Origin of the sequence: Neptunomonas sp. XY-337 (assembly GCF_004959845.1) — a bacterium.
Taxonomy (GTDB): domain Bacteria; phylum Pseudomonadota; class Gammaproteobacteria; order Pseudomonadales; family Balneatricaceae; genus Neptunomonas; species Neptunomonas marina.
Genome location: NZ_SPLL01000005.1, coordinates 157,228 through 175,164, shown reverse-complemented (window position 1 = coordinate 175,164; position 17,937 = coordinate 157,228). Strand labels below are relative to the sequence as shown.

Annotated in this window: 15 protein-coding genes; 11 read left to right on the top strand and 4 right to left on the bottom strand. The window is 49.0% G+C overall.

Annotated elements, in window-relative coordinates; all coding sequences use genetic code 11:
* Nucleotides 1–17: 17 nt before the first annotated feature.
* From E4L36_RS12635 to ppnN, 3 genes are all read left to right on the top strand, one after another.
* Nucleotides 18–545 carry a hypothetical protein gene (locus E4L36_RS12635; RefSeq protein WP_136680908.1) on the top strand — a complete coding sequence of 176 codons (528 nt, stop codon included), beginning with the start codon at nucleotides 18–20 and terminating at the stop codon, nucleotides 543–545.
* 67 nt (nucleotides 546–612) lie between these two features.
* Complete coding sequence (locus E4L36_RS12630; RefSeq protein ID WP_136680907.1) at nucleotides 613–1,632, top strand: hypothetical protein; 1,020 nt, start codon at nucleotides 613–615, stop codon at nucleotides 1,630–1,632.
* A gap of 170 nt (nucleotides 1,633–1,802) precedes the next feature.
* Entirely contained in the window at nucleotides 1,803–3,173 is a 1,371-nt protein-coding gene (gene ppnN, locus E4L36_RS12625) for a nucleotide 5'-monophosphate nucleosidase PpnN (RefSeq protein WP_136680906.1), read from the top strand.
* 59 nt (nucleotides 3,174–3,232) lie between these two features.
* Here ppnN and E4L36_RS12620 read toward each other — a convergent pair whose 3' ends face one another.
* Nucleotides 3,233–4,417 carry an acetyl-CoA C-acyltransferase family protein gene (locus tag E4L36_RS12620; protein ID WP_136680905.1) on the bottom strand — a complete coding sequence of 395 codons (1,185 nt, stop codon included), beginning with the start codon at nucleotides 4,415–4,417 and terminating at the stop codon, nucleotides 3,233–3,235.
* A gap of 187 nt (nucleotides 4,418–4,604) precedes the next feature.
* Between E4L36_RS12620 and E4L36_RS12615 the strand changes: the two genes are divergently transcribed.
* The 8 genes from E4L36_RS12615 (at nucleotide 4,605) to E4L36_RS12580 (ending at nucleotide 14,563) form a co-directional block, all read left to right on the top strand.
* Nucleotides 4,605–5,582 carry a peptidoglycan DD-metalloendopeptidase family protein gene (locus E4L36_RS12615; RefSeq protein WP_136680904.1) on the top strand — a complete coding sequence of 326 codons (978 nt, stop codon included), beginning with the start codon at nucleotides 4,605–4,607 and terminating at the stop codon, nucleotides 5,580–5,582.
* Nucleotides 5,531–5,983 (top strand): polymer-forming cytoskeletal protein, encoded by a 453-nt coding sequence (locus E4L36_RS12610; protein ID WP_136680903.1) that lies wholly within the window; start codon nucleotides 5,531–5,533, stop codon nucleotides 5,981–5,983. Before E4L36_RS12615 ends, E4L36_RS12610 begins: the two co-directional genes overlap by 52 nt.
* A 10-nt stretch (nucleotides 5,984–5,993) precedes the next feature.
* A complete protein-coding gene (locus E4L36_RS12605; RefSeq protein WP_136680902.1) occupies nucleotides 5,994–6,794 on the top strand; it encodes a class II glutamine amidotransferase in 801 nt (266 codons plus the stop codon).
* A 146-nt stretch (nucleotides 6,795–6,940) separates the two neighbouring features.
* Nucleotides 6,941–10,864, top strand: coding sequence for an ATP-dependent RNA helicase HrpA (gene hrpA, locus E4L36_RS12600; protein ID WP_136680901.1), 3,924 nt, complete (start codon nucleotides 6,941–6,943; stop codon nucleotides 10,862–10,864).
* Nucleotides 10,865–11,164: 300 nt separating this feature from the next.
* Complete coding sequence (locus E4L36_RS12595; RefSeq protein WP_240656888.1) at nucleotides 11,165–12,043, top strand: porin; 879 nt, start codon at nucleotides 11,165–11,167, stop codon at nucleotides 12,041–12,043.
* Between the two features lie 155 nt (nucleotides 12,044–12,198).
* Nucleotides 12,199–12,909, top strand: a complete 711-nt coding sequence (locus E4L36_RS12590; protein WP_136680900.1) for a VacJ family lipoprotein — start codon at nucleotides 12,199–12,201, stop codon at nucleotides 12,907–12,909.
* 20 nt (nucleotides 12,910–12,929) lie between these two features.
* On the top strand, nucleotides 12,930–14,084 hold the full coding sequence (locus E4L36_RS12585) for a PP2C family protein-serine/threonine phosphatase (protein WP_136680899.1): 1,155 nt from the start codon (nucleotides 12,930–12,932) through the stop codon (nucleotides 14,082–14,084).
* Nucleotides 14,081–14,563, top strand: a complete 483-nt coding sequence (locus E4L36_RS12580) for an STAS domain-containing protein (protein ID WP_136680898.1) — start codon at nucleotides 14,081–14,083, stop codon at nucleotides 14,561–14,563. Before E4L36_RS12585 ends, E4L36_RS12580 begins: the two co-directional genes overlap by 4 nt.
* Before the next feature lie 232 nt (nucleotides 14,564–14,795).
* Here the strand turns inward: E4L36_RS12580 and tal are convergent, their stop codons facing one another.
* The 3 genes from tal to E4L36_RS12565 all read right to left on the bottom strand — a co-directional run bounded on the left by tal (nucleotide 14,796) and on the right by E4L36_RS12565 (nucleotide 17,897).
* On the bottom strand, nucleotides 14,796–15,749 hold the full coding sequence (gene tal / locus E4L36_RS12575; RefSeq protein WP_136680897.1) for a transaldolase: 954 nt from the start codon (nucleotides 15,747–15,749) through the stop codon (nucleotides 14,796–14,798).
* A 3-nt stretch (nucleotides 15,750–15,752) separates the two neighbouring features.
* A complete protein-coding gene (dusA, locus tag E4L36_RS12570; protein ID WP_136681016.1) occupies nucleotides 15,753–16,748 on the bottom strand; it encodes a tRNA dihydrouridine(20/20a) synthase DusA in 996 nt (331 codons plus the stop codon).
* Between the two features lie 243 nt (nucleotides 16,749–16,991).
* The gene (locus tag E4L36_RS12565) at nucleotides 16,992–17,897 is read right to left on the bottom strand and encodes a LysR family transcriptional regulator (protein ID WP_136680896.1); all 906 of its coding nucleotides are present in this window, start codon (nucleotides 17,895–17,897) and stop codon (nucleotides 16,992–16,994) included.
* Between the last annotated feature and the right edge of the window lie 40 nt (nucleotides 17,898–17,937).

Genomic DNA, 17,937 nt, shown 5'->3' with positions numbered 1-17,937 from the left:
TGGCTAGGGAGCTTGGCGTGAAATTAGTATGGATCTACGGGCCGCCAGCTGCAGGGAAATTAACAGTCGCTACCTGCTTAAAAGAGCAGTTTGGCTACAAGCTGTTTCACAATCATTTAGCCGTTGATATTGGCCTTGCGATCTATGATCGATTTGGCGAGAAAGACTTTCTCAGTTTTACCAAGCAGGTCCGCCAACTTGCGCTAGCCAAAGCGAAGGAGATTGGCGTTTCTCATCTTGTGATGACCCACATGGCCTGTGCCGATCATGATCGAGAGATCATGGAAGATTACCTCGCCTTCTTTTTATCGCAGGGGATACAGACGTATCCTGTACACCTACAGCCAAGTCGTAGCGCGCTCTTAGAGCGTGCCATAAGCGATGAGCGAAAAGCTTCACACAAGCTCTCTGACTCGAAAAAAGTCGCAGCACTGCTCGATAAACAACCGTTTGCAGCCATAGAGCATGAGAACGGCCTTGTTATCGACAATACCGAACTGACCGCGGAGCAGGTCGCCGGCGTGATTCATCGCCACGTAGACTAGAGATAGTTAGCAAAAGTGTCATCTGCCAGCAGTATGTTGGCGTTTGCAACGTAATAAAGGATTGAGCGTGTTGAAAAAACTCTTAGCTGCTTTTTTATGGGCCGTTAGCATTGGAGCTTGTGCCAGTGACTATCCCGTCGCTGTTGTGACAGCAGATGCTGTCAGTAGCAGCCGCGAAACGCCCATAGAGGTGGTGTTTTGGTACCCCAGTGTGAGCGAAGGGAAGCTAAAACAGATTGGCAACACACGGGTCTTTGCGGTACCCGAAGTGCTGGACGGCGCTCGACCTGTCGATGGTCGTTTTCCTGTGATAGTGCTCTCTCACGGAGGTATTCGTGCCGCGTTTAGCCACTATAGCTGGGTTGCCCGTTCGCTGGCGCGCAAGGGTTTCATTGTGGCGACACCGGTGCCACCGGATCCGCGCGCGATCACTGCAAGTTCCGCATTTAATGAGTTGGCTCTGCGTTCCGCTGACCTTTCAAGTGCGCTAACAGCACTTCAGCAACATGATCTTTTGGCAGCGCATAGCCGCTTTGAGCAGGTGTTCGGTGTTGGCTTTTTCGTTGGAGGCGCTGCAGTTTTATCGCTAGCGGGAATGGAGTTTGATATTGGCAAATTAATGCAGACCTGTGACCAAACTAACAACACAGTCGATTGCGCTTGGTTGGCTCGAGAGGGTGTTGAGTTAACCGCACAGGTGTTACAGCCGCTGGCGGGTTCCAAAAAGGACCGCCGTATAGCGGGAGTGCTAGCGATCAACCCAGAGTTTAGTGCTGCATTTGATCTGCGCCGCATCGGTGTGCCTGCCAACGTTCTCGAGTTAAATCGAACAGGGCAGGAGGCGCTGGCGTTTAACGATGCGGCCCGCGCCGCGCCAACGATTGACTACCAAGCAGAGCCCAGTATCGCTGCCATGAGTGCATTTAGCGTATGCACCGCAGAGGGGAAAGCGATGCTAACAAAGGTGGGCAGTCCTATCTGTGACGAGCCGGCGGATGAGTCTCGGGCGGCACAGCAGCAGCGTTTGTTAGCGCAGATCACCAGCTGGCTAGCGACGCAAACAGCGACGCATGATGGAGCGCCGTAGCCTGCGCTGACGTCAATGCTGGCATCAAGATAGATTAACTTGCTGTAATACAAAGGTTTAATCTGTCATAAAAGTGGACTATGGTGAAAAGACCACTGCGTCATCAAGGGCATGCTGCTGATCGTTAGCGCTTTATTTACTAGCTGCATGGCCCGTTCTGGAGGTTGTGTATGATTAAAGAACATTTTATTAACGCGAAAGTGACGCCGTTGGCGAGCTTAGATACGTTATCCCCCCATGAGGTCGCCAAGCTTCAGGATATCAGTAAAGGTGGTCTTTATCGTTTGTTTCGCCAATGTTGCTTGGCCGTCTTAAACACCGGTAGCGAAATGGACAGTACCAGCCAAGTACTCGATAAGTTTCGTGATTTTGATATCCGCATCGCTCACAAACACCAAGGTGTTCAGTTGGAATTGATCAACGCGCCCGCGACCGCGTTTGTGGATGGCGAGATCATTCAAGGTATCCGTGAGCACCTCTTCACGGTGTTACGAGACCTGCTGTATATCGGCGATGAGCTTGATCAATGCTGTGATGGGCTCGACGAGACCGGGCGTACAACCAACACCGTATTTCATATCCTGCGTCATGCGGCGGCGATGCGGCCACACATAAAACCGAACCTCGTAGTGTGCTGGGGTGGTCATTCCATCAAACGCCACGAGTACGAGTACACCAAGAAAGTCGGCTATGAGCTGGGGCTGCGCAGTTTTGATATCTGCACCGGTTGCGGCCCGGGGGCGATGAAAGGCCCGATGAAAGGCGCGGCGATTGCTCATGCTAAGCAGCGTAAAGCCAATCCGCGTTATATCGGCTTAACCGAGCCTGGCATTATCGCTGCCGAATCACCTAACCCCATCGTCAATGAGCTGGTGACACTGCCCGATATCGAGAAGCGCCTAGAAGCTTTTGTGCGCCTTGGGCACGGTATTATTGTGTTCCCAGGTGGTGCCGGAACGGCAGAAGAGATCCTCTATATGTTGGGTATTTTGCTCCATCCGAAAAACGCGGATGTGCCTTATCCGTTGGTGTTCACCGGCCCACAAGGCAGCGAGGCATACTTTGATACGGTAGATCGTTTTATCCGCACAACACTGGGTGATGAGGCGACGAAGCGGTACCAGATTATTGTTGATGACCCTCATGGTGTCGCCGTGACAATTAAAGAGGGGATGGAGCAGGTGCTGGCGTATCGTAAGCAAACCGATGAATCATTTCACTTCAATTGGCAGTTACATATCCCCGAAGAGTTTCAGCAGCCATTTGAGCCGACGCATGAGGCGATGGCGCAACTGTGCTTAAAAGAGGGGCAGCCTGATTACATTCTGGCCGCGCAACTACGCAGAGCGCTCTCTGGTATTGTGGCTGGCAACGTGAAAGAACCTGGGGTGCTTGCCATTGAGCAACACGGCCCGTTCGAGTTGACGGGTGACAAGGTCATTATGGATGCGCTAGATGAGCTGTTGGAATCATTCGTGAATCAGCATCGTATGAAGATCAATCACGAAGAGTATGTGCCCTGCTATCGCATCGTTAATTAGGCAGTAAAAAAGCGCACCGAGCGTTTTGCTGGGTGCGCTTATTCGGATCAGAGGTGCTGTTACGGACGCTCAAGCAGTGCTGCGATACCTTGTCCACCACCAATACACATGGTGACAACGGCATATTTACCCTGAACTCGCTCGAGTTCGTAAAGCGCTTTGACGGTGATAATAGCACCCGTTGCGCCGATAGGGTGGCCTAGGGAAATGCCTGAACCATTCGGGTTAACTTTATCGCTAGGTAGCTCCAAGTCGCGGCAAACCGCGAGTGCTTGTGCGGCAAACGCTTCGTTCACTTCCCAAACGTCGATATCAGCGACCGATAGGCCTGCGTTATCAAGTAGCTTTTTCACCGCTGGAACGGGGCCGATACCCATATATTTGGGTTCGACACCGGCAAATGCGTAGCCTTTTAATTTAGCCATCGGCTTCAGGCCGCGCTTCTCAGCTTCGGTTGCGCTCATTAGTGTGACTGCCGCCGCTGCGTCGTTCAGCCCTGATGCGTTACCCGCTGTCACAGTGCCATCTTTTTTGAAAACTGGACGCAGCTTTTCCATATCGGCAACTTCACAGTTTAAGCGGATATGTTCGTCGGTATCGAACACCGTTGTGCCTTTACGGCTGACAAGCTCAACTGGCATGATCTGTGATTTGAAACGGCCTTCTGTTGATGCGGTTTCGGCACGGTGGTGGCTTTGCGTTGCGAGTGCATCTTGGTCTGCGCGGCTGATTTGCCATTTCTCAGCGATATTTTCAGCAGTGATGCCCATATGAGTATCGTCGAACGGGCAGGTCAGTGCACCGACCATCGCATCAACGATTTGGCCATCACCCATGCGTTGTCCAAAACGTGCGCTTGGCATCCAGTATTGCGAGCGGCTCATAACCTCTGCGCCACCGGCAACCGCAGCATCGCATTCGCCGAGTTCAATTTGTTGAGCCGCAGTAACAATGGCCTGTAGACCACTGCCGCAGAGGCGATTGACGGTTACAGCGGGTGTTTCTTTGGCTAAGCCACCGTTAACTGCAGCGACACGACTGAGATACATATCCTGACGCTCGGTGTGAATAACATTGCCAAAGACGCAATGCCCGAAGGCGTCTGCGTCTGCATTGGAGCGGTTGACTGCCTCAGCGACGACGGCTGCAGCGAGCTCGCATGGCGTTTTTGTTTTTAAACTGCCACCAAAACCGCCAATCGCTGTTCGTACACCGCTAAGGATAACAACTTCGTTCTGACTCATTCTTATTCACCTTTCCTGTTTGCACTGTGTCTTGATGTTAAAACAAACGTTTGTGACAGGTCATCGGTGCAGCTAAGCAAATAGGCGTAAAATTAGACTAATGAATCATCCAGTTGCACCGGACATTAGCGACGTTTAGGGCGTGGTGGTATATTTAGCAGCGCTTAAAGTGGGAACGAGTTTTGGTTTGAAGAACAAGTTAATAGTTACACTGACCACCGTAAAGGGTTCTAGGCAGTATTCGCTCGGGCAGTTAGCGCGCTATGTGATTGCGTTGTTTATTGTGCTCACGATGCTGAGCTTTGCGGTGTCTAATTGGTTGCTAGTGCGTACGCAAGATGATCTAGCGGTACTTGAAGAGGATCATCAGCAACTGACAGATCAGTACGAGCTGATGCTGGGTACGCAAAGTCTATATAAAACAGAGTTAGACCAGCTCAGTGCATCGTTATCACGTGTGGCCTTCGAGCGGGATCGTCTGCAAGCCGAGAACATCCGTATGGGTGATCAGCTGCAGGAGGAGACCGTTCGCGTAGGAGAACTGCACGCCACGTTGGGCGCTAGCCTCAACGGTTTGGAGGCGATGCTCAACTTAGATACCACAGAAGAGGTCACCCCTGAACGCTTAGAACAGCTCACATTGATGGCGAATCAGCGCCTCTTTATGCTGAACAGTATTCCAAACGGGCTACCGATTCAGCCGCTGCGTATCACCGACAAGTTTGGTATGCGGATGCACCCTATTAAGAAGCGGCGTATTATGCATAACGGTATTGATTACAAAGCTAACATCGGTACTCCTGTTTATGTTACGGCAGATGGTGTTGTGGAGTATGCAGGCAATAAAGGCGACGGCTACGGTAAACAGGTGGTTGTACTGCATAATTTTGGCTTTAAAACAGTGTATACGCACCTAAATTCCACCAACGTGAAGCAGGGTGAGCTGGTTCACAAAGGGCAGAAGATCGCTGAAAGTGGCAATACGGGTAAGTCGACAGGCCCGCATCTGCATTATGAGGTAAGATACCTTTATAAACCGCTGGATCCGGCGCATTTTGTGTCTTGGAATATCGCCAATTTCGATACAATTTTTTCAAACGTAAAGAGTGTTAAATGGGCATCCTTAAAAAATCTGTATCCGCTAAATCAATCCGCTCAGCCATAACGATCATCGCTGAAGGTAACAAGTTTACCGGTGACATGAGTATCATCGGAAAGATGCACATAGACGGTATGTTTGATGGCAGCATCAGCTCGTTGGATGATATCTCAATCGGAAAGTCCGGCCATGTGACGGGTAGCATCAAAGCTAAGCAGATCATGGTTTCTGGTCTTCTTGAAGGAGAGGTGGTATGCGATGAGCTGCATATTGAAAAGGGTGGCCAGGTACGTGCAACGGTACTTAGCAAGACCATGGCAATTGATCCTGCAGGCTGCTTTTTAGGAGAGCGCCGCCAGCCCGAGACAAGTATCGGGCGGACTCTGGAAGCCTCTGAGTATAAAGCGGGAGTTGAAGCGATCGACTCTCTCCCTGATAAGATAACCCTGCCTTCCGAGTCTTCTTAATTCTGCTATTATGTGTGAACTATTAGGTATGAGCGCAAATGTCCCAACGGACATCTGCTTTAGTTTTAGCGGTTTGATGCGGCGCGGTGGCGGCACTGGGCCACATCGCGACGGTTGGGGAATCGCCTTCTACGAAGGTAAGGGTGTTCGCTCATTTCACGACCCCGAGCCTAGCTGCCAGTCGCGGATTGCTCAGCTCATCAAAGAGCATCCGATTAAAAGCCTGTCGGTGATCAGCCATATCCGCCAAGCCAACGTAGGCTCGGTCTGTTTAGAGAACACGCACCCATTTATGCGTGAACTCTGGGGTTACACGTGGGTGTTCGCACACAACGGCCAGCTCGATAAAGGCTTGTTTGATTTGCCGCTGAGCTTCTATAAGCCAGTCGGTAGTACTGATAGCGAATACGCATTTTGCTGGTTACTCGGGCAGATTCGCGAGCGCTTCCCTGAGCGGCCGGCAGATCTGGCGGCACTGAGCGACTTTATCCACCAGTGTTGCGAACAGCTGCGTGCGTTAGGCGTATACAATATGTTGCTGTCTGACTCCTCACTGCTCTATGCGTATTGCTCGAGCAAACTGTCATGGCTTACACGCCGCGCTCCGTTCGGTGAAGCCACGTTGATGGATGACGAACTCACCGTCGACTTTTGCAAAGAGACCACTCCAAACGATATCGTGACAGTCATTGCAACAGAACCTCTCACCGATAATGAACAGTGGACCGCTTTGCAAAGTGGCGAGCTAGTGCTGTTTCGCGATGGTGTTGATCAGCTTCACCTGACGAGCAATGCTGTTGCGGCCGATTAATCTGTTAACGATGATGTAAGCCGGTCAGCTATCTACCGTCTGCCCTGCAGTAACACTGACACCTGATCCGCTGGCATTTAGCCAGCGTACGCTGTTACCCTTCCCACCAGATAATTTCGACAGATAAACGTCTAAAGGAACACCCTTTGAGAGATGCTATTGCTGCTGTTTCAGCCAAGTTTGATGAATGTTTAATCAAAGATCGTGCGGCGTTGCGCCGTAAGCTGGATAAAATCGTTGAGCGCGAAGCTAAAAGCCAACCGATCGATAAGCTTGAAGCAGAGTTCGTCGCCATGTTCGAGAAGAGTTCTCAGCTTGTAACAGAGCGTACAGCAGCCGTGGGTAAAATCGACTACCCTGATCTCCCTATCTCACAGAAGCGCGAAGAGATTGCCGCCCTGATCGAAAAGCATCAAGTTGTGGTGATCGCGGGTGAAACAGGTTCCGGTAAAACAACCCAATTGCCCAAAATTTGTATGGAGTTGGGTTTAGGGCGTTTCGGGTTGATCGGTCATACCCAGCCGCGCCGTCTTGCTGCGCGAACGGTTGCGACGCGCATCGCCGATGAGTTGAAAACTGAAGTGGGCCAAATGGTCGGCTATCAAGTGCGCTTTACTGATCAAGTCAGTGATGCATCGCAAATCAAGTTGATGACCGACGGTATTCTGCTGGCAGAAAGCCAACATGATCCGCTCTTTTCGCGTTACCAAACACTCATTATTGATGAGGCTCACGAGCGTAGCTTAAACATCGATTTCCTGCTGGGTTACCTCAAGCGTATTCTGCTCAAACGCCCCGATTTAAAGCTCATTATTACCTCGGCCACCATTGATCTGGAGCGATTCTCAAAACACTTTAACGATGCGCCGGTCATCGAAGTGTCCGGTCGAACCTATCCGGTTGAGGTGCTCTATCGCCCTTTATTGAGTGAAGATGCGCAAGAGGAACAGCAAGATCGTACCCAGCAAGAGGGTATTCTCGATGCAGTAGAAGAGATTATTCAGCTAGATAAGGGTAAAACTCAAGGGCCAAGGGATATCTTGGTGTTTCTGAGTGGAGAGCGTGAGATCCGCGAAACCGCTGAGCGCTTGCGTAAAGCGGCACTGAAAGACACGGAAATTATGCCACTGTATGCAAGGCTGAGTGTAGCGGAGCAGAACCGTATCTTTCAGGGTAAACGTGATGCTGGACGGCGAGTTGTGTTGGCAACGAACGTGGCGGAAACATCAGTGACGGTGCCCAATATTCGTTATGTTATTGATACCGGTGTGGCGCGTATCTCCCGCTACAGTTATCGCTCGAAAGTACAGCGTCTTCCGATTGAGCTGATCTCGCAAGCTAGCGCTAATCAGCGGGCTGGCCGCTGCGGACGTATCGCCCCCGGTACGTGTATTCGTTTATACAGTGAAGATGATTTCCAACAGCGTCCCGAGTTCACTGATGCTGAGATTCGGCGTACCAATCTAGCGGCGGTTATTTTGCAGATGCTAAATTTGCGCTTGGGTGATATTGCTCAGTTTCCTTTTATAGATCCGCCAGATCGCCGCTATATCAATGATGGTTTTAAGCTTCTTGAAGAGCTTGGCGCTGTCACCACGCAGCGTAAGATGACCAGCTTAGGGAAAAAGCTCAGTAAGCTGCCTGTAGATCCTCGTATTGCGCGTATGATTGTCGAAGCTGAGCACCAAGGAGCGCTGCATGAGGTGCTTATTATTGCCAGTGCGCTGAGTGTGCAAGATCCGCGCGAGCGACCAGCGGATAAAAAGCAAGCCGCCGATCAGCGTCATAAAGAGTATGAGCACGAAGACTCTGACTTCATGACGATGGTTAACCTTTGGAACCTTTACGAAGAGCAGCGTCAGGAGCTTTCTCAAAACCAGCTGCGTAAGTTCTGTACTAAACACTTCCTCTCTTTTATGCGCATGCGTGAATGGCGTGATACTCATCGGCAGTTGCATATCAGCTGTAAGCAGCTAAGTATGGCCGACAATAAAGAGCCAGCCACTTACCAAGCGGTGCATACTGCATTATTGGCGGGATTGCTCAGCCATATGGGCTTTAAGCAAGAGAACAAAGAGTTCTTGGGAGCACGAAACCGGCGCTTCCATATTTTTCCTGCTTCAAGCCAGTTCAAAAAGCCGCCCAAATGGGTTATGGCAGCAGAACTGGTTGAGACCTCTAAATTGTATGCCCGCATGGTGGCGCGTATCGATCCAGTTTGGGCTGAACCGCTCGCAAAGCATTTGGTGAAACGATCTTACATTGAGCCTCGCTGGAACAAGAAGCGGGCGCAGGTGGTAGCGACTGAGCAAGTATCCCTGTTTGGATTGTTGATCGTGCCCAAGCGCAACATCAATTATGGCCGCATCGATCCAGAAGTAGCCCACGAAATTTTTATCCGCTGCGCGTTAGTTGAAGGTGATTTCCATACACGAGGCCCGTTTTTCAAACACAATCGTCAACTACTTGAGCACGTTGAGCTGCTTGAAGCGAAGTCGCGCCGTCGAGACCTGCTGGTTGATGAAGAGGCTCTATTTGGTTTCTATCATCAGAAGTTTGCAGAGCTTGATGGCAGCCACATTGTGAATGGCGCAGGGTTTGAACAGTGGCGGCAGAAAGTTGAAGCCGACGCTCCCAAGGTACTCTTTCTGACCAAAAGCGATATCTTGCAGCGCTCTGATACTCACGTCAGTAAAGGAGCCTATCCTGATACATTGCCCCATAGAGGCGTTCAATTAAAGTTGAGTTACCATTTTGATCCCGCAGCTCCAGACGATGGTGTGTCGGTTCATGTGCCGGTCGCTTTGCTAAAGCAGCTGCCTATGATGCGTTTACCTTGGCTTGTACCAGGGATGTTACGGGATAAGTGTGAAGCGTTGCTACGTGGGTTGCCTAAACAACTGCGTAAAAACTTCGTTCCTGTGCCCGATTACGCAAATGCGGTGGCGGAAGCGATGGTTTTTGCTGATGGCGATCTATTCGAAGCGATGGCCCACCAATTACTGCGTATCGGTGGTGTGCGTATTGATCCGAATGCGTTACGTGATGTCGCATTGGATGGTCATTATCTCTTCAACTTAAAGCTTGTGGATGCCAAGGGCAAGGTGATTGCCCAAAGCCGCGATTGGGAAGCGTTGTGCGCCGAGTATGGGCATCTAGCTGACGAGGAGATCAAAAGTGCACCAGGCGACCAATGGGGTAGGAAGGGGCTTACCCGTTGGGACTTCGAAGATCTCGAAGAGAAGATACAGATCAAACAGGCAGGTGGATTGTACGTTGATGCTTGGCCTATGTTGGTGGATAGAGGGGACTCTGTTGAGCTGACCGTAGCTATGTCTCCCGACCTTGCTGCAAAAGAGACAGTACAAGGTATCTGTCGTCTGATGATTTTGTCGGCGAATAGCCAAGTTCGTGCCGCCAAATCCAGCCTCAAGGCTCTAAATCAGAATCTGCTCTTCGTAAGTAAGGTCTATACTAAGAAGCAATTAGAAGATGATCTGGTCATCGCAGCCATCAAGCGTATTGCCTGTTTAGACAAGCAGATGGTGAGAAGTCAGTCGGCTTTTAATGCCGCGTTGGCAGCGGTGAAGCGCGATCTTGTCGATACTGTGAAAGAGGTGGCGGCATTATCTTTTGAGGTGCATCGCTCCTACCATGAGGTACAAAAAGCGCTCAATAAACAAGTTGGATTTGATTCAGTGACCATTTTGGGAGATATCAAACAGCAAGTTCAACGGCTGGTCTACAAAGGGTACCTTGCCCATATATCGTGGCAAAACCTCAAAGAGTACCCAAGATATATGAAAGCTGTTGAAATTCGCTTAGAAAAATATCCTCGGGAGCTAACTCAACAAAGACACTTTAGTGAACAGTTGCAAAGCTACATGAGCCGTTATGAACAACGTGCAGAAAGCTTGCTTAAACTAGGGCAATGGGATGAGCGTTTAGATAGCTTTAGATGGTATTTGGAAGAGTACCGCGTACACCTTTTCGCACAGCAGTTAGGCACGGCTGAAGTCGTGTCTGACAAGCGTGTGAAGCAGCGTTGGAATCAGCTACAAAGTGATTAGAATCAATGAATCAGACGCTGTTAAGGTTTGCTAACGATTTGAGTTCCTTGGGGGTTGCACTGATACAATGCGTGTGCTGTAATGCGCCTAATTTAAATCGACGTGCCAAGGAATTTGGCGGGTTAAATAAAAAGTAATACGAATAAACAAGTGAAAGAAACTAAAAAAATATCTTTCATTTGTTTGAAATATTCGAAATGTATAGTATTTTCTTGGTTAGCTGTGTTCATTTATTTGGGCAGGCATCAAGAAAAACTAGAATTCACTACTAGTATGTTGAATATTGAAGGGGAAATGTTGATGAAAAAGTCACTGATCGCTCTGGCTGTTGCTGGCGCTCTGGCTGCTCCAATGGTTGCGCAAGCTGACGCTACACTGTACGGCTCTTTGCGTGTAATGGTTGTTGACCAAGAAGACAGCGAATTAAACGTTGCTGATAACTCTTCTCGTATCGGTATCAAAGGTTCTGTTGACACTGGTATCGACGGCGTTAAAGCTATCTACCGTGGCGAGTGGAAAGTAAACACTGCTGACGGCGCTGACTTCGGTGCAGGTCGTCTGGCTTACGTTGGCCTGACTGGCGGTTTCGGTACTGCTGCAATCGGTCAACAGTGGACTCCTTACTACACATTCGTAACTGGCGCTACTGATATCCTAGACGGTAAGTCTACTGCTCCAACACAAGACGTTTTCCGTACTGGTAACGCTATCGCTTACGTTTCTCCAGAAATGGGCGGTTTCCAAGGCGCTTTGGTTGCAATCGCTGATGACAACGCTAATGGCGAAGACGTTGACGCGTACAACGTTGCAGCTAAGTACTCTGTTGCTGGCTTCACAGTTGGTGCATCTTTGCTGACAGACGAAGCGTCTGACAACGACATGACTGCTGTATCTGCTGCTTACGCTGCAGGTCCTCTATACGTTGCTGCTTTGTACCAAGACAAAGAAGCTGCTGACGTTAAGCAGTGGGAACTAGCTGGTTCTTACGCTTTCGGCGACACTAAAGTTTTGGCTAACTACATCGACTTCGACAACGATGGTAACGGTTTCGGTCTAGAAGTTCAGCAAAAACTAGGCAAGCAGTCTCGTGTATTCGCTAACATCTACGAAGTTAACGATGACGCAGAAGACATGGGCAAGAAAGACGCTATCTCTGTAGGTATGCGTGTAGACTTCTAATCTCTTAAGATTAGATAGCTCTAAAAAAAGACTCCTTCGGGAGTCTTTTTGCGTTTATGGTATATCTGATACTGAGCTTAGCTAAAAACTTATAGGTTTTTATTTATCTCTGTATGACTTAAACTTGCATTTTATTTCGTATCTAGGGCTCTGTTATGTTTACGTTCACTTATAAGCGTTTTTTTTCGGCGGTTGCAATGGTTGGTGTAATCTCGCTCCAACCTGCGAGTGCTGACAGTGACGTAGACCCTCTAGAAGGCTTTAACCGAAGTGTTTATAGCTTCAACAAGGCCGTAGATCGTGTCGTCTACAAGCCGTTAGCTCAAGCTTATACTAGCGTTACGCCAGATCTTGTTGAGAAGGGAGTACATAACTTCTTTTCGAATATTGGCGATGTCACAACATTGCTAAACAGCGCCTTACAGCTGAAAGGTGAGGCTTCAGCTATATCGTTATCGCGTATTATGTTTAATACAACCTTTGGTTTGGGTGGTGTTCTTGATGTGGCGACCCCCATGGGTTTGCGAGAACAGACCGAAGACTTTGGTCAAACGCTTGGCTATTGGGGGGCACCATCCGGGCCTTACGTCGTTCTGCCTTTGCTCGGTCCTTCAAATGTACGAGATACCGTTGGTTTGGCTGTTGATATCAACACGGATGTTTGGGGTAGGGAAGCTAAGCCAACTGACTCTAAAAATGTGGGTACAGGGTTGCGACTATTAGATCGTCGGGTTCAGCTCTTCCCCGCAGAGCGACTCGTAAGTGGCGATGAATACGTTTTCGTACGTGATGCTTATATGCAAAGACGAGAGTTTCTTGTGCAGGATGGGCGTTTTGACCAGCAGTTTGATGAGAGTGACTTTTAGGCCCGAGCAGTGCGTGAGCGATGCTTTATTTAGGTGTTAAAGCTGCCCTTATTGGTTTCCCCGATGAGCTAAGCACTGAGACTTTAAAGTCTTCCTTGAAAGGTGCTGGATTCGATCTGGTACCTCATATCTCTGATCGAGTGCCCCTATCTGATATTGGTTTGTTTGTTGTTTTTGTTTCTCTGCCTGAACAAGCGAACCTCGTTCTAGAGTCATTACCATCTGACGCACTTAAAGTTGCAATCGTTCCCAACGCGCTATCTGGAGATTTCGCTTTGTCGGCGCTGCGCGCAGGTTTTAGTAATGCCTTCAGCCTTGCAGCAATAGATCAGGACCTGAGTTGTTTCGAGGCATGGTTGACTACAGCGTTAAGACTTTGCCAAGCTGCAGCGGGCGGGCCGTCGTATCAAGAGCAGCTTGAAAATAGCATTGCAGAGTTGGAAGAGGACCAGCGAGCCGCCTATCAGGTGCAGAAGAAGCTGTTACCTGCTGCCTTAGAGTCGATCAATGGTCTGACTTTTCAGTATGACCTAATGCCGTCGCTTATTGTGAGCGGTGACTTTGTTGATGTGATTAGTGTCAATGATAGCTTAACGATATTTTATCTTGCCGATGTCTCCGGCCATGGTGCATCGTCTGCATTGGTTACTGTACTGTTAAAAAACTTAATGAGTCGTTTGGTGCGTAATTATCACAGGCGATCCAGTTTTGACATATTATCACCAAAGCATATTGCTGAGCGCATTAACAAAGAACTCGTTAGTCTCTCTTTAGATAAACATCTGACCATCGTTATTTGTCTTTTTGATGCGAAATTGCAGACGTTGCTCTATACCGTAGCGGGGCATCATCCTGCTCCTATTTTGATAACCCGTGATGCAGTGACGGAGCTAAAATGTCAGAGTATGGCGGTAGGTCTGTTTCCTAACCCTACCTTTTCTGAGTCTAGTGTGGTGCTGCCAACAGACTTTACTTTAGTGCTTTGTTCAGATGGTGTGTTTGATCTGCTACCAGAGCAAAGTGTAGACAAGAAGCGAAAGCGCCTATCTAATTTGGTTCAGTCGATGGCGAATGATTTTGAGTCATTATCTGACCGACTGATTCGAGTACACGAGAATAGCAACGAGCGCGCCGACGATTTAACCGTTATGCACGTATCGCGAGGCAAGTTATGACTGAGGGAGCAATCTATCATGGTATTCATGATGGACACTACATTCTTCGATTTGTTGGAGATGTGAGGCTTACGTTATGTACATCATTAGATCTGCATATTGAAGATGCATTTGCACATCAAGAATTTGACGACATTCTCGTTGATTTGACTGAATCAGACTGTCTCGATAGCACTACGTTAGGCTTGATTGCTAAGTTAGCAAATAAGGCGCAGATACAGGACCTGCAAATGCCGGTATTGATCTCTACCAACGGAGACATTAATCATACATTGAAGTGCATGGGCTTTGATCAAGTGTTTTTAATGTCAGAGTGTTTAGAGTGCTCACATTTGGCTGCTGATAAGTTAGATGTTGTTCAAGAGGCTGCTGAAGATATGCAGCAAAGAATCATCAACGCTCATCGTGTTTTAATGTCGATGAATAGGAACAACTTTGAAGCGTTCAGTAGTTTGGTGCAAACTTTAGAGAAAAGTTAGAACTAAAGCATTATAGGGGTATAGAGAAATTAAGAACTTTTCCTATATTTTAAACCCCGTGAAGGTCGTAACATAAGCCCTGTCAGTGAGGTTACACGGATGTACGCCAGAAGGATTTGGTGATTCAATATGGAATGAACCTCGGACAACTACAACGGGATGTTAGTAGTGACCTGCAAGGATCGCAGGGGAAGGGCTCGTAGCAGGATGCGACAGAGCCCTTTGCTTTTTTCTATATCTCGCTAAGAAGCTTCTCTAATTTTTCTTGATCCGCTGCAAAGTTGCGTATTCCTTCAGCTAGTTTTTCTGTGGCCATTGCATCTTGGTTCATGGCCCAGCGGAAGCCTTTTTCATCTAAAACGATTTTTTGTTGCTCCGACTTGCCGTTCGCTTGCGTTAGCTTTTGTTCAAGCGGTGCTGTTGTTTTTGCGAGCTCTTCCAGTAAGTTCGGGCTGATAGTCAATCTATCACAGCCTGCCAGCTGCTGGATTTCGCCAATGTTTCTAAAGCTTGCGCCCATGACAATAGTTTTGTAGCCATTAGCCTTGTAGTAGTTGTAAATCTTGGTGACTGATTCAACGCCTGGGTCGTTTTCAGCGGTATAAACGATGTCGCTGTTATTTTGTTTAAACCAATCCAAGATTCGACCGACAAAGGGTGAAATAAGGTACACACCTGCTTCCGCACATGCCGCGGCCTGCGCAAAGCTGAAAAGCAGCGTAAGGTTGCAGTTGATGCCTTGTGCTTCCAGCGCTTTGGCAGCTTCAATCCCTTCCCATGTAGAGGCGATCTTAATTAATACGCGCTCCCGGCTGATTCCTGCTTCTTCATAGAGAGCAATCAAGCGCTTGGCTTGAGCAATAGTGGCGTCGCGGTCGAAGGATAAGCGTGCGTCCACCTCCGTAGAAATGCGCCCAGGGATGATACGCAGAATCTCTGTGCCAATGAGAACGTTGAGTTTCTGGACCATGAGGTTGAGCTGCTCGCTCGAGTCATCCGATTGGCTTTGTGCCCAAACTTTTGCGGCAGAGAGTAGCGGCTGATAACGGGGTAATGCGGCGGCTTTTAGCAGCAAAGATGGGTTTGTTGTTGCATCAAGTGGCGTGTAAAGCTGAATCGCATCAATATCGCCGGTGTCGGCAACCACATCCGTCATCTGTTTGAGTTGGGCTAACTGGTTTTCCACGTTCTAGTCCTTTTTCGGTTCTTCATGCACTTTATCGAGTGCATCTAAAATAACATTGATCATAGCGCCCGGTTTATGGGCTTGCTCGCTGATATGACGACGAAACTGCTTACCACCCCGAACGCCATGAAACAGACCTAATATGTGTCGGGAGATATGGTTTAGCGGTACCCCTAAACTCAGCTGTTGCTCAATGTACGGCACATAGTTTCGCAGTATGTCGCTGCGGCTTACCTCTGCCGACGGGGCCCCGTAAATCGTGTGGTCGACATCGGCCATTAAGTAGGGGTTATGATAGGCTTCTCGACCAAGCATCACGCCATCAACATGTTGCAAGTGTGTTTCACTATCAGAGAGCGTTTTGATCCCGCCATTTATAATGATTTCGAGATCCGGAAACAGCGCTTTTAGCTTATAGACTCGGTCGTACTGCAGAGGCGGAACATCGCGATTCTCTTTTGGGCTTAACCCAGCCAAGATCGCTTTGCGGGCATGGACAATAAAAGTTTTGCAGCCTGATTCTGCTACGGTCGCCACGAAGTTGTGCAGGTGCTGGTCGTTATCTAAGTCGTCAATGCCAAGGCGGTGCTTAATTGTGACGGGCAGTTGGGTGGCTTCACGCATGGCAATCATGCAATCTTTCACTAGCTCGGGATGTGCCATCAAGCAAGCACCTATCATGTTGTTCTGCACACGATCACTCGGGCAGCCGACATTTAGGTTGATTTCGTCATAACCATAGCGCTCCGCAATTTGGCAGCTTTTGGCCAGCTCTTCTGGGTTACTACCACCTAGCTGAAGTGCTACTGGGTGTTCGGTGTCGTTAAAGGCCAAGTGCCGCTCTTGATCGCCAAAGATAATAGCGCCTGTGGTGACCATCTCGGTGTAGAGAACAGCATGTTTAGAGAGGGTGCGATGAAAGGCCCGGCAGTGTCTGTCTGTCCAGTCCATCATAGGCGCAACACAGAAGCGCCGGTCCAGTATATCCCGCGTGTTCATTGGCTTAGAGCTTGATTCTACAGTGTTTTGCAAGTGCTGGTTTTCCGTTGTTTACGTCGTTTCGCGTCACATGTAGCGAGTGATAACCGTTGAGCCAATATGGCCGCAATGAGTCTTATTACGTTGTTCACCACTTTAGGTGGCGATAAATGTCGATAAGAGTGCTAAATGGGGCGAAATAGTGAAATTATATACTAGCCGCGCCGCGCGTTCGATAAGAAGCTAGTCGTAACTCTGGGAGTGCTAATGATGAAAGAGCGCTGATTCTGCGGCGAACATCTGCGTTAATAGTTCAATGAAAGCGCGTGTCTTGGGCGGTAAGTAGCGGCTTTGAGGGTAAAGTGCATAGATACCAACGCGCCGATATAGCTGGTGCTCTAATACAGGTACCAGTGTGCCCGCAGCACGCTCGTGTCTTGCCATATAAAGAGGTAAGAAAGCGATCCCGATACCATCAAGTGCACCTTCACAAAGAGCGAGCAGCGAGTTAGCGCGAAAGCGGCCGCTAACGCTGACGGCAGCCTCGCCTTCGGGCGATAAGTAGGGCCAGCCACTATCGCCGGTTTGTTGATGACTAAAGAGTAGGCACTCATGATCCGCGAGGTCTGATAAACAGGTGGGCGTGCCATGCGCTTGAAGATAGCTAGGAGATGCAAATGCATGCCAGCAGGAGGTTACTAGGCGTTTACATATCAAGCTAGAGTCTTCTAAATCGCCGGTGCGAATAGCAAGATCATAACCTTGCTCGATAAGGTCATCAAATCGGTCTTGGATCACCATATCAATCTCAACGTCGGGGTAAAGTGCCATGTAACGACGAATAACCTTAGGTAAAAATAGCTGCCCCGAGACGCCCGGCGCGCTGATCCGTAAAACGCCAGAAGGTTCAGATTGATAGGCGCTGAGCTCCTCATTCGCAAGCTCTACGCTGTGTTCGAGCTTTTGGCAGTGGCGATAGAGTAACTCACCGGCTTCAGTGAGGCTTAACTTGCGAGTGCTACGCCGCAAAAGTTGGGTGCCAAGGTCTGCCTCAAGGCGAGAAATATGTTTGCTGACTACCGAGCTTGCTACGCCACGTTGCTCCGCGGCAGCACGAAATGACTTAAGTCTGACAACCAAAGCAAACAGCATTAAATCATCCACTCGCATAGGCAATAAATCTCCTGCTAATTACATAAGAAAAAGAAAC